This is a genomic window from Enterobacter sp. BRE11 (genome assembly GCF_031844285.1).
Lineage (GTDB): Bacteria > Pseudomonadota > Gammaproteobacteria > Enterobacterales > Enterobacteriaceae > Pantoea.
The window spans coordinates 132,002-145,159 of the sequence record NZ_JAUZUX010000007.1; the positions used below are offsets into that span (position 1 = coordinate 132,002).

Annotated in this window: 11 protein-coding genes; 5 read left to right on the top strand and 6 right to left on the bottom strand. The window is 58.3% G+C overall.

The window, feature by feature from the left end:
• The gene (locus Q9R34_RS09285) at window positions 1-765 is read right to left on the bottom strand and encodes a class II aldolase/adducin family protein (protein ID WP_485893202.1); all 765 of its coding nucleotides are present in this window, start codon (window positions 763-765) and stop codon (window positions 1-3) included.
• Window positions 766-1,000: 235 nt separating this feature from the next.
• Between Q9R34_RS09285 and Q9R34_RS09290 the strand changes: the two genes are divergently transcribed.
• The 4 genes from Q9R34_RS09290 to hemB all read left to right on the top strand — a co-directional run bounded on the left by Q9R34_RS09290 (window position 1,001) and on the right by hemB (window position 6,510).
• Window positions 1,001-2,605 carry an EAL domain-containing protein gene (locus Q9R34_RS09290; RefSeq protein WP_485893203.1) on the top strand — a complete coding sequence of 535 codons (1,605 nt, stop codon included), beginning with the start codon at window positions 1,001-1,003 and terminating at the stop codon, window positions 2,603-2,605.
• Window positions 2,583-3,539 (top strand): D-2-hydroxyacid dehydrogenase family protein, encoded by a 957-nt coding sequence (locus Q9R34_RS09295; RefSeq protein WP_485893204.1) that lies wholly within the window; start codon window positions 2,583-2,585, stop codon window positions 3,537-3,539. Before Q9R34_RS09290 ends, Q9R34_RS09295 begins: the two co-directional genes overlap by 23 nt.
• Window positions 3,540-3,912: 373 nt before the next feature.
• The gene (gene proP / locus Q9R34_RS09300; protein ID WP_434124775.1) at window positions 3,913-5,418 is read left to right on the top strand and encodes a glycine betaine/L-proline transporter ProP; all 1,506 of its coding nucleotides are present in this window, start codon (window positions 3,913-3,915) and stop codon (window positions 5,416-5,418) included.
• Window positions 5,419-5,532: 114 nt separating this feature from the next.
• Window positions 5,533-6,510, top strand: coding sequence for a porphobilinogen synthase (gene hemB / locus Q9R34_RS09305; RefSeq protein WP_434124774.1), 978 nt, complete (start codon window positions 5,533-5,535; stop codon window positions 6,508-6,510).
• Between the two features lie 56 nt (window positions 6,511-6,566).
• On the opposite strand, the gene Q9R34_RS09310 is transcribed toward hemB, so the two are convergent.
• Window positions 6,567-7,589 carry an alpha/beta fold hydrolase gene (locus Q9R34_RS09310; protein WP_485893205.1) on the bottom strand — a complete coding sequence of 341 codons (1,023 nt, stop codon included), beginning with the start codon at window positions 7,587-7,589 and terminating at the stop codon, window positions 6,567-6,569.
• A gap of 411 nt (window positions 7,590-8,000) precedes the next feature.
• On the opposite strand from Q9R34_RS09310, the gene Q9R34_RS09315 reads away from it, so the two are divergent.
• Window positions 8,001-8,492 carry a helix-turn-helix domain-containing protein gene (locus Q9R34_RS09315; protein ID WP_485893206.1) on the top strand — a complete coding sequence of 164 codons (492 nt, stop codon included), beginning with the start codon at window positions 8,001-8,003 and terminating at the stop codon, window positions 8,490-8,492.
• A gap of 52 nt (window positions 8,493-8,544) precedes the next feature.
• Here the strand turns inward: Q9R34_RS09315 and Q9R34_RS09320 are convergent, their stop codons facing one another.
• The 4 genes from Q9R34_RS09320 to Q9R34_RS09335 form a co-directional block, all read right to left on the bottom strand.
• Window positions 8,545-9,204 (bottom strand): epoxyqueuosine reductase QueH, encoded by a 660-nt coding sequence (locus Q9R34_RS09320; protein ID WP_434124771.1) that lies wholly within the window; start codon window positions 9,202-9,204, stop codon window positions 8,545-8,547.
• A 79-nt stretch (window positions 9,205-9,283) separates the two neighbouring features.
• Window positions 9,284-9,952 (bottom strand): SDR family oxidoreductase, encoded by a 669-nt coding sequence (locus Q9R34_RS09325; protein WP_434124770.1) that lies wholly within the window; start codon window positions 9,950-9,952, stop codon window positions 9,284-9,286.
• A gap of 105 nt (window positions 9,953-10,057) precedes the next feature.
• Complete coding sequence (locus Q9R34_RS09330) at window positions 10,058-11,368, bottom strand: c-type cytochrome (protein WP_485893207.1); 1,311 nt, start codon at window positions 11,366-11,368, stop codon at window positions 10,058-10,060.
• Between the two features lies 1 nt (window position 11,369).
• Window positions 11,370-13,142 carry a GMC family oxidoreductase gene (locus Q9R34_RS09335; protein WP_434124768.1) on the bottom strand — a complete coding sequence of 591 codons (1,773 nt, stop codon included), beginning with the start codon at window positions 13,140-13,142 and terminating at the stop codon, window positions 11,370-11,372.
• Window positions 13,143-13,158 lie beyond the last annotated feature (16 nt).

A 13,158-nucleotide genomic window follows, 5' to 3' on the forward strand; every position in this document is an offset into this window, starting at 1 on the left:
TTACAGGGCGTTGCGGCTAAGCTGACGAATATAGGCATCCCAGTGCAGCTGATACTTTTTGTTGCGGATGCTGCTGTCAAACGCCTGCGCCGCCTTTTCCGACACCGCGTCCGGCAGAATAATCAGCTCCGCGCCGCCCGACTGCGCGGCCAGCTGCGCCTGGCAGGCGCGTTCGAGATAATAGAGGTTATAGAACGCTTCTTCGATGCTGCCGCCAGCGGTCAGCAGACCGTGGTTGCGCATAATCAGCGCGTTAAGGCTGCCGAGATCGTTGACGATGCGCTGCTGCTCGTCGAGATCGAGCGCGATCCCCTCGTAGTCGTGGTAGCCGACGCGCCTGTGAAAACGGGTGCTGTGCTGCGAAATCATCAGCAGGCCGCCCTTTTGCGCCGACACGCCGATGCCCGCCGCCGTGTGGGTATGCAGCACCGCATGCGCATCCGGTCGGGCGCGATGAATGGCGCTGTGGATCACGAAGCCGGCCGGGTTGATCCCGAGCCCGGTAGGATCGTCAATGATATTGCCGTCGATGTCGATCTTCACCAGCGTTTCCGGCTGGATCTCGTCAAACGTCTGGCCGTAGGCGTTAATCAGGAAGTGCGGCCGATCGCCCGGCACGCGCAGCGAAAAGTGGGTGTAGATATGGTCGGTCCAGCGCAGCTTCGCCGCCAGATGGTAGGCCTGCGCCAGCCTGACGCGCGCCTGCCATTCCGCGTCAGAAATACGCTGTTGAAGAGAAGAAGATGCCAAAGTTGCCGTACTCATAGACGCCTCTTTTATGCGGTTCAGTATGGCGTCACTGTTACACAGCGTTTTTGCCCCTGGGAAATGCCAAAAGCGGCATAACAAAGTCAATAAATGCAAAGTGCGGTCGATACTTGATCTGTATCACCTGCTCTCCTGAGCAAAACGCTACCCTGCACGGCCTGAGGGCGTGTTATGCTGCGTTGATTACATTCGCACCTCCTCACCAGCCGCTTAACATTCAGAGGAATTCGCGGTGCAGCCGTTAAAACGAAAACGCGACTACGCAAGAATAGTAATTATTTTGTCCGGGGTGCTGCCCTTGCTGCTCGGCATCCTGTTCACGGCTATCGACGCGCGGCACACCGTCCAGCAGCAGCAGATTAACGCCGCCAATACCCTGCTCTCGCAGGCGGAAAAAATGAGCGACAGCGCCTGGGATATGATCACCTGGCTACGCCGCTTTCATTATCAACCCTGCAGCCAGTTCGAAGATGAACTGCAGCGCGCCGGCAACCTCAACGCCTATTTCCGGGCTATCGGCAAGCTGGAAGGGGTGAAAATCACCTGCTCCTCAGCCTACGGCATGAACCCCGGCTCGTTAAGCGACATGATGCTGCGTGCGCCGCCGGTGACCGGCAAAGCCTGGTGGAGCCTCTCTCTTAGCGGCACGGCGGGCGTCCCGCAGCGTCCGGCGGTGATTTTCGTGCGGCAGCTGGCAGATTCCGAGGGTTTCTGGGCAATTATTGACGGCCAGTACCTGATGGACTTTATGAGCGCTATCGGCAAAACGCGCGGCTATCGGTTAAGCATGCGCTTTAGCGATGGCGCGCCAATTACAATCGGCCAGTCGACGCCGCCCCACGCCAGCCTGTTTAGCGCCCAGATTTATCACGCGCAGTCAATGCGCTATCCCATCAGCGTAACCGTTGAGACGCCCGGCGCAGAGATCATGCACGCCTGGCGCCAGGTGACCTTTATTTTCCTGCCGATGACGGCCATCCTTTCTATTCTGCTAATGGTGCTGACCGCCAACTGGCTGCAGCGTCGTATCTCCTGGCGCGATGAGATCCGCCGTGCCATTAATGCGCGCCGCTTTTCGGTCTGCTACCAGCCGGTTTATAAAAACGACACTGAGCGCTGTTCCGGTGCTGAAGCATTGCTGCGCTGGACGCTGCCGAACGGCGACGCGGTGCGGCCCGATATTTTTATCACCGCCGCCGAAGCGGAAGGCATGATTGTGCCGCTGACGCGTCATCTGCTCGACCTGATCGCCGAAGATGTTCAGCAGTGGCAGGTCGAGCCAGGCTTTCGTATCGGCATCAACGTGGCCGCCGAGCATCTGCAACACCCCGCCTTTGTGGAAGATATGCTTAACTTCGCCGATAAAATTAAGCGGACGTCGCTGCAAATCACCCTCGAACTGACTGAGCGCAGCCTGATTAAAGACGGCGAAGATGTGGCGAGAAAACTCGATCGTCTGCGCGCCGACGGGATGAAGGTGGCGATCGATGATTTCGGCACCGGGCACTGCTCGCTCAGCTATCTGCAAACCTTCTCGCTGGACTATCTGAAAATCGATCGCGGCTTTATCAACGCTATTGAATCGCTGTCGGGCGAAACGCCGGTGCTGGATGCCATTATCGCCCTCAGCCATAAGCTGAAGCTGGAGGTGCTGGGCGAAGGGGTGGAGACCAGAATGCAGTACCTCTACCTGCGCCAGCGCGGCGTGACCTTTATTCAGGGCTACTATTATGCTTTACCCCTGAATAACCGCGCGTTCATCGCCTGGCTCGCAGAGCATGCGCATCAGCCGATGCCCACAGAGGACGTTGACGATGCTCAACTGCACCCTTCTTGACGACTACCAGAACGTCGCCCTGTCGCTGGCCGACTGGACGTCACTGCAGCCCGCCGTGCAAACCCGATCGCTTCAACAGCCTGTCGCCGACGACGACGCGCTGATCGCCGCGCTGGCCGACAGCGATATTATCGTGGCGATGCGTGAGCGCACGCCGCTCACCGCCGCCCGTCTGGCGCGCCTGCCGCGGCTAAAGCTTATTGTGACCTCCGGCATGCGCAATGCCGCTATCGATCTGGAGGCCTGCCGCGCGCGCGGTATCGCGGTATGCGGCACCGAGAGCAGCAGCGCGCCGCCGCTGGAGTTGACCTGGGGTTTGCTGCTGGCGCTGGCGCGTCATATCGTGCCCGAGAATCAGGCGCTGCGCAGCGGCGGCCCCTGGCAGCAACATCTTGGCATGGGGCTGGAAGGCAAAACCCTGGGGCTAATTGGCCTGGGCAAAATCGGCGGCGGTATGGCGAAAGTGGCGCAGGCGTTCGGCATGCAGGTGTGTGCCTGGAGCCAGAACCTTACCGCCGAGCGCGCGGCAGCGTGCGGCGCAACGCTGATGCCGTCGCTTGCGGCGCTGCTGGCGGCGAGCGACATTGTGTCGCTTCATCTGGTGTTGAGCGCGCGCACGCGTCATCTGCTCGACGCCGCCGCGCTGGCGCAGATGAAGCCAGGCGCGCTGCTGGTAAACACCGCGCGCGCGGGTCTGGTGGATCAGCAGGCGATGATCGCCGCCCTGCGCGCGGGCCAGCTGGCGGGTGCCGCGCTGGACGTGTTCGACGTCGAACCGCTGCCTGCCGATCATCCGCTGCGGCAACTGCCGAACGTGCTGGCGACGCCCCATCTCGGCTATGTCGCCGACAGCAACTACCGGCGCTATTTCACCCAGGCGGTCGAGGATATCGCCGCCTGGCTGCAGCACCAGCCGGTGCGATCGCTGCTTTAGCGCGACCTTCTGGCGCAGACGCCGAAGATTTAACCGAAGCGTGACGGCCATATCTCCTTCTCTTTGCGCTAAACGCCGCAAATTTTGCAAAAATTAGCGGTGCATGCGCCGCTTTTTACCGCCTTTTCAGGTGGCATTTCAATCTACTATCGTCGGCAAAAAAGGCCGCTACCAGACCAAACATGACAAATATCATCGAAAAACGGTATACTCTGCCACTAGCCGCAATAATTTCAACACTAATTATTGCGCTTAGTAGCCAGTGGAAAATTCTGCCGAACGGCTATGCTTAAATTTTCTCAATGCCGCGGACTGTCTCGTTCCACCGGTTCGCGACCTTGAGGACTTTCATGTGCTATTACAGGGTAACTCTATGAAACTACGTAGGAAGCGTGTCAAACCTATTGGGCTGGATGACGTCACGATTATCGATGACACCCGTTTGCGCAAAGCCATTACCGCTGCGTCACTGGGCAACGCGATGGAATGGTTCGATTTTGGCGTATATGGCTTTGTCGCCTATGCGCTGGGTAAGGTCTTTTTCCCGGATGCCTCGCCAGGCGTACAGATGATCGCCGCTCTCGGTACCTTCTCTGTTCCCTTCCTGATTCGTCCGCTGGGCGGCCTCTTTTTCGGTATGCTGGGCGATAAATACGGTCGCCAGAAGATTCTCTCTATCACCATTGTGATTATGTCGATCAGTACCTTCTGTATCGGCCTCATCCCTTCCTACGCCTCGATTGGCATCTGGGCGCCGATTCTGCTGCTGCTCGCCAAGATGGCGCAGGGCTTCTCGGTGGGCGGCGAATATACCGGCGCCTCAATCTTCGTTGCCGAATATTCGCCCGACCGCAAGCGCGGCTTTATGGGCAGCTGGCTCGACTTCGGCTCTATCGCCGGTTTCGTGCTCGGCGCAGGCATCGTAGTGCTGATCTCGGCGATTATCGGCGAAGCGAAGTTTATGGAATGGGGCTGGCGCCTGCCGTTCTTCCTCGCGCTGCCGCTCGGCATTATTGGTCTTTACCTGCGCCACGCGCTGGAAGAGACGCCAGCCTTCCAGCAGCACGTTGACAAGCTGGAGCAAGGCGACCGTGAAGGTCTGCGCGACGGCCCGAAAGTGTCATTTAAAGAGATCGCCACTAAGCACTGGAAAAGCCTGCTTGCCTGTATCGGCCTGGTGATCGCTACCAACGTCACCTACTACATGCTGCTGACCTACATGCCGAGCTATCTGTCGCATAACCTGCACTACTCGGAAGATCACGGCGTGCTGATCATTATCGCGATTATGCTCGGCATGCTGTTTGTGCAGCCGGTAATGGGGATGCTCAGCGACCGTTTCGGCCGTCGCCCGTTTGTTATTATCGGCAGCATCGCCCTGCTTATCTTCGCCATCCCGGCCTTTATGCTGATTAACAGCGGCGTGCTGGGACTGATTTTTGCCGGTCTGCTGCTGATGGCGGTCATCCTGAATGCCTTTACCGGCGTGATGGCGTCGTCGCTGCCAGCCATGTTCCCGACGCATATTCGCTACAGCGCGCTGGCAAGCGCCTTTAACATCTCGGTGCTGATTGCCGGTCTGACCCCGACCCTCGCCGCCTGGCTGGTGGAAACCACCAATAATCTCTATATGCCAGCCTATTACCTGATGGTGGTGGCAGTGATCGGTTTGATTACCGGCATCTATATGAAAGAGACGGCGAACAAACCGCTGCGCGGCGCGACGCCGGCCGCATCCGATCTCGACGAGGCGCGTGAAATCCTGCAGGAGCACCACGACAACATCGAGCAGAAGATCGAAGATATCGACGAGGAGATCGCTCGTCTTGAGGCGAAGCGTAAGAATCTGGTGCAGCAGCACCCCGACATCAACGAGTAATCCGTTGAAAGCCCGCCGCTCGGCGGGCTTTTTTTTACGCCGCACACAATCTTCATACTCGCGCGTTAAAAGGAGTAGACTAACGCTACTTTTTTCACCTGCGTAAGAATGAATATGTCTGACTTTTCTCTGATCCAGCGTCCAAGAAGGCTGCGCTCCAGCCCGGCGATGCGTGAACTCTTCCAGGAAACCTCCCTCAGCCTGAACGATCTGGCGCTGCCGATTTTCGTTGAGGAAGGCGTTGACGACTATAAAGCGATTGAAGCGATGCCGGGCGTGATGCGCATTCCGGAAAAGCGTCTCGCCTATGAAATCGAGCGCATCGCCAAAGCGGGTATCCGCTCGGTGATGACCTTCGGCATCTCACACCACACCGACGCCACCGGCAGCGATGCCTGGAATGAAAACGGCCTGGTGGCGCGCATGTCGCGCATCTGCAAAGAGACGGTGCCGGAAATGATCGTTATGTCCGATACCTGCTTCTGCGAATATACCAGCCACGGCCACTGCGGCGTGCTGTGCGATCGCGGCGTCGATAACGATGCGACCCTGATCAATCTCGGCAAGCAGGCGGTGGTTGCGGCGGCGGCGGGTGCTGACTTTATCGCGCCGTCGGCGGCGATGGATGGTCAGGTCAAGGCGATCCGCCAGGCGCTGGACGCGGCGGGCTTTACTCAGACCGCCATCATGTCCTACTCCACCAAGTTCGCCTCCTCCTTCTACGGCCCGTTCCGCGAAGCAGCCGGCACCGCCCTGAAAGGCGACCGCAAAACCTATCAAATGAATCCGATGAACCGCCGCGAAGCGATTCGCGAGTCGCTGATCGACGCGGCCGAAGGCGCCGATTCGCTGATGGTGAAACCGGCTGGTGCCTACCTCGACGTGCTGCGCGAGATCCGCGACCGCACCGAGCTGCCGCTGGCGGCGTACCAGGTCAGCGGCGAATACGCCATGATCAAATTCGCCGCTCAGGCGGGCGCGATTGACGAGCGCAACGTCGTGCTGGAGAGCCTGGGTGCAATCAAGCGTGCCGGTGCCGACCTGATTTTCAGCTACTTCGCCCTCGACCTGGCAGAACAGAAAATCCTCTGATCGCCATAGCATCCTGCCGCCGCCGCGGCGGCAGGAGAGCTTTTGGTCACTCAGCGTTAGCGCTGCGCTAACGCCTCAATCAATGTCTGATTAAATTTAGTCGGCGACTCCATCTGCGGCGCATGTCCCATGCCTGGGAACTCAATCAGGCGCGCGCCAGGAATGCGCTTCGCCGCTTCTTTGCCCAGCACCTCATAGTGCCCCAGCGTCGCCTTTACCTCTGGCGAGGCGATATCGCTGCCGATCGCGGTGGTATCGGCGGTGCCAATCATCAGGGTGGTCGGCACTTTCAGATCGCCAAATTCGTAAAATACCGGCTGGGTAAAAATCATGTCGTAGATCAGCGCCGAGTTCCACGCCACCTTCTTATGTCCAGGACCGGCGTTCAGGCCCGCCAGCATATCGACCCATTTGTCATACTCCGGCTTCCACTGGCCGCTGTAGTAGGTCTGCTGCTCATACTTTTTAATGCCCGCCGCGTCGAGCTTCAGCTCACGCTGATACCACTGATCGACGCTGCGCCAGGGCGCGCCTTTGGCTTTCCAGTCCTCCAGCCCAATCGGATTCACCAGCACCAGCTGCTGCGTCCCGGCGGGATACATTAGCGCATAGCGCGTGGCGAGCATGCCGCCGGTAGAGTGGCCGACGATCACCGCTTTCTTTATGCCGAGATGCGCCAGCAGCTGATGCGTGTTGTCTGCCAGCTGCTGGAAGCTGTACTGATAGTTTTCGGGTTTACTGGCGCTGCAAAAACCGATCTGATCCGGCGCGATGACGCGATAGCCTGCCTGGCTCAGGGCGCGTATGCTCTCTTCCCATGTTGCACCGCAGAAATTTTTGCCGTGCAGCAGCACTACGGTCTGGCCGTTAGCGTGACTTGTCGGTTTGACGTCCATATAGCCCATGCTGAGCGGCTGCTGCTGAGAAGAGAAGTTGAAGCGCTCAAGCGGGAACGGATAGCGAAAGCCTTCCAGCTGCTCGCCGTATAGCGGGGCGGCTACAGCGGGCGCAGCGCTAAACAGGGTTATCGAGGCGAATAAGGCAAGAAGCGGTTTTTTCAGGCCAGAGGTCGGACGCATACGATGATCTCCATACAGGCAAAAGAATGGCAGTGTGACACGCGCGCAGGAGGTCTGTATTGGTGCGCTGTGTCATGAAAATAATTTTATAAAAGAAGCGTAGCGGGCTCTGCCTCGCTTTGCCCGCAGGCGGAACGCATAAAACCGCCCTGCCTCCGGTCAGTGTCGTAATAGTCATTGAAAAAAACTAAATATTCCCGGCAGCACGCCAAATACAAGCCACCAACATTTATTGCTTTTGTTTATCTTTCACAACTCAAAAATAACACGCATTTCTTTTTGATAAAAACCCCATCTATTTTTCCTGTTGCAAAAAAATAAACATGCATATTCTGATATTTCTTTACCTAAACCGGGCATAGAGAAAGATTAAAATATTTACACTATGCGCACTGTTTAACGAGGTGGATTATGCGAGAGAAAAAATATAACGAAGAGGTTATTGATAGCGTTACCGAGTGGATAAACACCCATCTTGACCAGCGGCTCAGCATTGATGATATTGCGGAAAAAGCGGGCTATTCAAAATGGTATTTACAAAAGCTTTTTGCCCGCTGCCGCAATGAGACGCTGGCGCGCTATATTCGTAAGCGAAAGCTGGCTGACTGCGTACACGCCTTAAAAAGCAGCCACACCCCGATAATTACGCTGGCGATGAAGTATCATTTCGAAAGCCAGCAGTCATTTACGCGATCCTTTAAGCAGGTAATGGGCTGTACGCCTTACGTCTGTCGTAAGCGTCAGCTCGATCCCGACATCCAGGCGCGGCTGGAAGGCCATATTAATCCCTGCGAGCTTTGTCGACAGGCGCAGCCCGCCGTCAACACCCACAAACGTTTTATCTCTTCGCGTCTGGATGTTCGCAATATCGACACCGGCGAGACCCGTAATGGCCTGCGTTGAATTTTGCCATTACCGCACGAAATAAAGGGTGGCTGCCGCGCCCTTTATTTCTCTACTCGTCGTCCGGCGTATAATATTGCACGCCAATCTTAATGCGTTCACGCCCGTTGGCGACGCGGTGACGATTGCTGTCGCGTAGCGAATAGATACAGCCGCAATACTCCTGCTGATAAAAACGCTCGCGCTTGCTGATTTCGATCATGCGCGCCGATCCGCCGCCCTTACGCCAGTTGAAGTCCCAGTAGATCATATCGGGATAGCGATTTGCGGCGCGCGCGCCGCAGTCGTTGATCTGCTGCATGTTCTTCCAGCGCGAGATGCCAAGGGAACTGGTGATGACCGGGAAGCCATGTTCATGGGCATAGAGCGCGGTGCGTTCGAAACGCATGTCGAAACACATGGTGCAGCGTTCGCCGCGCTCCGGCTCCCACTCCATGCCTTTTGCACGCTCAAACCAGTTATCGCGATCGTAATCCGCGTCGACAAAGGGCACGCCGAACTGCTCAGCGAAGCGGATATTCTCCTCTTTGCGCAGCTCGTACTCTTTTAGCGGATGGATATTGGGGTTGTAGAAGAAGATGGTGTAATCGATACCGGACGCCAGCATCGCCTCCATGACCTCGCCCGAACAGGGCGCGCAGCAGGAGTGCAACAGGACTTTGTTGTGGCCGCCAGGCAGCGGCAGCGGCTTACGCTGAAGGGATTGCGACATATTACCTCCTTGTCAGACTATGCCGCGAGTGTAGTGTTTCGCCGATGCAGATGCAAAAAAGGCGCTTACGCGCCCTGATTTACCACTGCAAAAGCTGTCCAGCGTAGTCCACATAGTGATGACCACCGCGTCCGCGATAAGCCTCCAGCTGCTGCACCAGTCCTTCGCCGCTCTGCTCGACCGTGACCGGCGCGGAGTCACCGCCCATATCGGTTTTCACCCAGCCCGGATGCAGCGACAGCAGCGTCGCGTTATGCTGCTGAATCTGCGGCAGGAGGGCACGGCTTAGCATATTGAGCGCCGATTTGCTGGCGGAGTAGATGGGCATCGCCGCCGTGTCGTTTTCGTTCAGGCTGCCGAGAATCGAGGTGGTGAAGCCGATGACGCCGTTCTGCTTCGCCAGCAGCGGCAGCAGCGCTTCCGCGCTGCGCACTGGCGCGATGGCGTTGGTCAAAAACAGCTGCGCCAGCTCTTCGTCGCTGCTCTGCAGCAGATTCTGATGCGACGGGCCGGAAATGCCGGCGTTGATCAGGATCGCATCGAAGGTTTCGTCTTTAAGCCGCTCCGCCAGCTGGCGCACCTCCTCCTGATGGGTCATATCCAGCGCATGCCACTGGGCGTCCGCCTCCGGGGCGCTGCTGCGGAAGGTGGCCGTGACCTGCCAGCCCCTGGCCGCCAGCGCTCTGACCACCGCCAGACCGATACCGCGCGAGGCGCCGATAACTAATGCTTTGCCTGCCATATCCATTCCTCTCTGATTAAGTGACTTAAACAGCTTATAGCCGAATGCGCAATTAAGCGCGGCAAGCGCACGAGGTGTAAAAAAGGCGGCCTGTTTCGCCGCCTTGCTGATTTAGTGCACTGCCATCTGCTCGGGGAGCTTCAGGAGCTTGCGCTTGCCTGCAACCTCGTCGGCCTTCACCGGCGTTGCGGCGTTGCCCCAGCTGTTGCGGATATAGGTCGATACCGCCGCAACCTGCTCGTCCGTCAGCTTCCAGGCGAAACTCGGCATCGCGCCGCTGGTCGGATTGCCCTGCGTGACCGCGCCGCGCCCACCCTGCAGCACCGTGGTGATGATGGAGGAGGCGTCGTCTGCCAGTAGCCCTGGGTTATTCGCCAGGCTGGCGGCCAGGTTCGGGATCCCTTTGCCGTCGCTGTTGTGGCAGGCGCTACAGTTGGCGCTGTAGACATTCTCACCCATTTTCATCTGTGCGCTGTCGCGGGCCTGCGGTGCCGGCAGCCGCGTCGCAGAGGCGGGCTGCGCTTTCAAATAGGTCGCGATGGCGCGCAGATCGGCGTCGCTCAGATACTGCGTCGAGTTGGTGACCGCTTCCGCCATCGGGCCGGACGCCACGGCGACATGGTTACTGCCCAGCTTCAGATAGTCGACAATCTGTGCGTTGCTCCAGCGTCCGATGCCAACATCGCGATTCGACGTCAGGTCCGGCGCATGCCACTCACTGAGGTTGCTGCCCTGTAAATAGTCACCGGTATCGCCGCCGAGCAGGTTCTTCGGCGTATGGCAGGCGCCGCAGTGTTCCAGTCCCTCGACCAGATAGGCGCCGCGATTAAACTCGGCGGACTTGCCTGGATCGCTTTCGAAGCCGCTGTTGCGGAAGAAAAGCAGATTCCAGCCCATCATCGCCAGACGGATGTTATAGGGAAAGCCCAGGTTAGTTTCCGGTATCTGATAATGCACCGGTTTTACCGAGCGCATATACATCCACAGGTCATGCATATCCTGATCGCTGACCTTCACGTAGGCGTTGTAGGGCATCGCCGGATAGAGATGCTCGCCCTCTTTGCCTTTGCCGTGCCGCACCGCCCGGTAGAAGTCGCGTTCGGTCCAGTTGCCGATGCCCGTCTCTTTATCCGGCGTAATATTGCTGGCGAAAATGCCGCCGAACGGCGTGCTGATTGAGTAGCCGCCCGCGAAGGCCTTTTTGCTGCCCGGCGCGGTATGGCACGCCACGCAGTCGCCTGCAATGGCGATATATTTGCCGCGCGCCACCGCAGCGGCATCCGCTGCCGCGGGCGGCTGGCTGGTCAGCGTCTGGTTATCCGCCACCTCATCGGCAGAGGTATCGCCGTTCTGCCACAGCAAACCGGCGGCGATAGCGCCTGCGATGACCACCGCGCCGCCTGCAAGGGTTCTCTTTTTCATATCACACCTTTACCAGTGGGCCGGGGTTTTTCAGGTAGCGATCGATAATCGCCTTCGCCGTCCAGAGGCTAAGCGCGCCGATGGTACCGGTTGGGTTGTAGCCTGCATTATTAGGAAACGAGGAGGCGCCGAGCACAAACAGGTTGTGCATATCCCAGCTCTGCTGATAGCGGTTAAGGACGCTGGTTTTCGGATCGGTGCCCATCACCGCGCCGCCGATGGTGTGGTCGCTGGCGAAGTTGTAGGGCGAATATTTGCCTGCCGCCGAGTTGGTGCCGATAACGGTTTTCGCCCCCATCGCCTTCCCGATTTCGACGCTTTTCTCTTCGATAAACTTCGCCGAACGGCGGTCGTTTTCGTTGTAGTCGAACGTGACGCGCAGCAGCGGATTGCCGTTGTCGTCTTTGTATTCCGGGTCGAGATCGAGGTAGTAATCTTCGTGCGAGAAGCTGGTACCCTGGCCGAAAATAAAGGTGGCGTTCTGGAAAGCGTGGGTATACGCCTTTTTCCACGCCTTGCCCCAGCGCGGGGTGCCCGGCGGCAGTGCGTCAGCGTTGCCGATAGGACGCGCGCCGCGCGCCACCACCAGAATGCCGGCGCCGCCGATAAAGTCTTTGTCGCTGTGGTCGAAGTTATCGCCGTTCCAGTCATCAACCTGCTGCGAGAGCGCGCCTGCGCCGATAAACTGGTTAAGGTATTCATCTTCGAAAAACAGGCTGGCGCCGGAGACAGTCTGGAAGCTGTAAGCGCGTCCCACCGTGCCGGTTTTGGTTTCCGGATCGTAAGGCTGGCCGATTTTCGACAGCAGCAGCAGGCGCACGTTCTGCATCTGAAACGCCGACAGGATCACCATATCGGCAGGCTGCACCCACTCTTTTTTATTCTTGTCGATATAGGTGACGCCGGTGGCAGTTTTGCCGTCTTCGGCCTTATTTACGCGTACCACGGCGGAATCGGTCAGCACGGTAAAGTTTTCGCGCTGCATCAGCGCCGGGATCACGCAGGCGTTCGGGCTCGATTTGGAGAAGTTGCCGCAGCCGTAGTAGAGGCAGTAGCCGCAGTAGGTGCACGGCCCCATGCGCACGCCGAGCGGATTCACGTAGGCGCGCGATGTTTGTCCGGCGGGCACCATAAAAGGATGCTGGCCAAGGGATTTCGCCGCATCGCGGAACAGATCGGTCAGGCGCGTGCTCTCCAGCGGCGGCAGCGGATAGTCGCTGCTGCGGTTGCCTTCGAACGGGTTGCCGTCAGGCACGATTTCGCCGTTAAGCCTGCCCGCTTTACCGGAGACGCCAGCGATTTTCTCAAATCGATCGTAGAACGGTTCCAGCTCATCGTAGGTAACGCCCCAGTCCTGCAGGATCAGGCCTTTAGCTATCTTCTCTTTGCCGTAGCGCGCGACCGTCTGGGTATAAGGCTGCAGATCCCACGGCGTAAAGCGCCATGCCATGCCGGCCCAGTGCGTGCCGGAGCCGCCGACGTTATAGCCCAGCTCGTTCAGGTTCCATTCGCGCGTTGGCAGCGCAGTTTCCGAACGGTTGTTACGGAAGGTGGTGGTCTCTACCGCAGGCGGCAGCAGCATGCTGCGGCGGGTATCCCAGCGCAGTTCGTCGGTATCGACAGAGGGGGGGAAATCGGTGGCGGTTTCAAACCAGGGGCCGCGTTCGATAGCGACCACATTCAGGCCGGCGCGCGTCAGCTCTTCGGCAATCAACGAGCCGCACCAGCCCAGGCCGACGATTACGGCGTCAGCTTTCGGACGAATATTTTGCATGTGTTAACTCACTGCT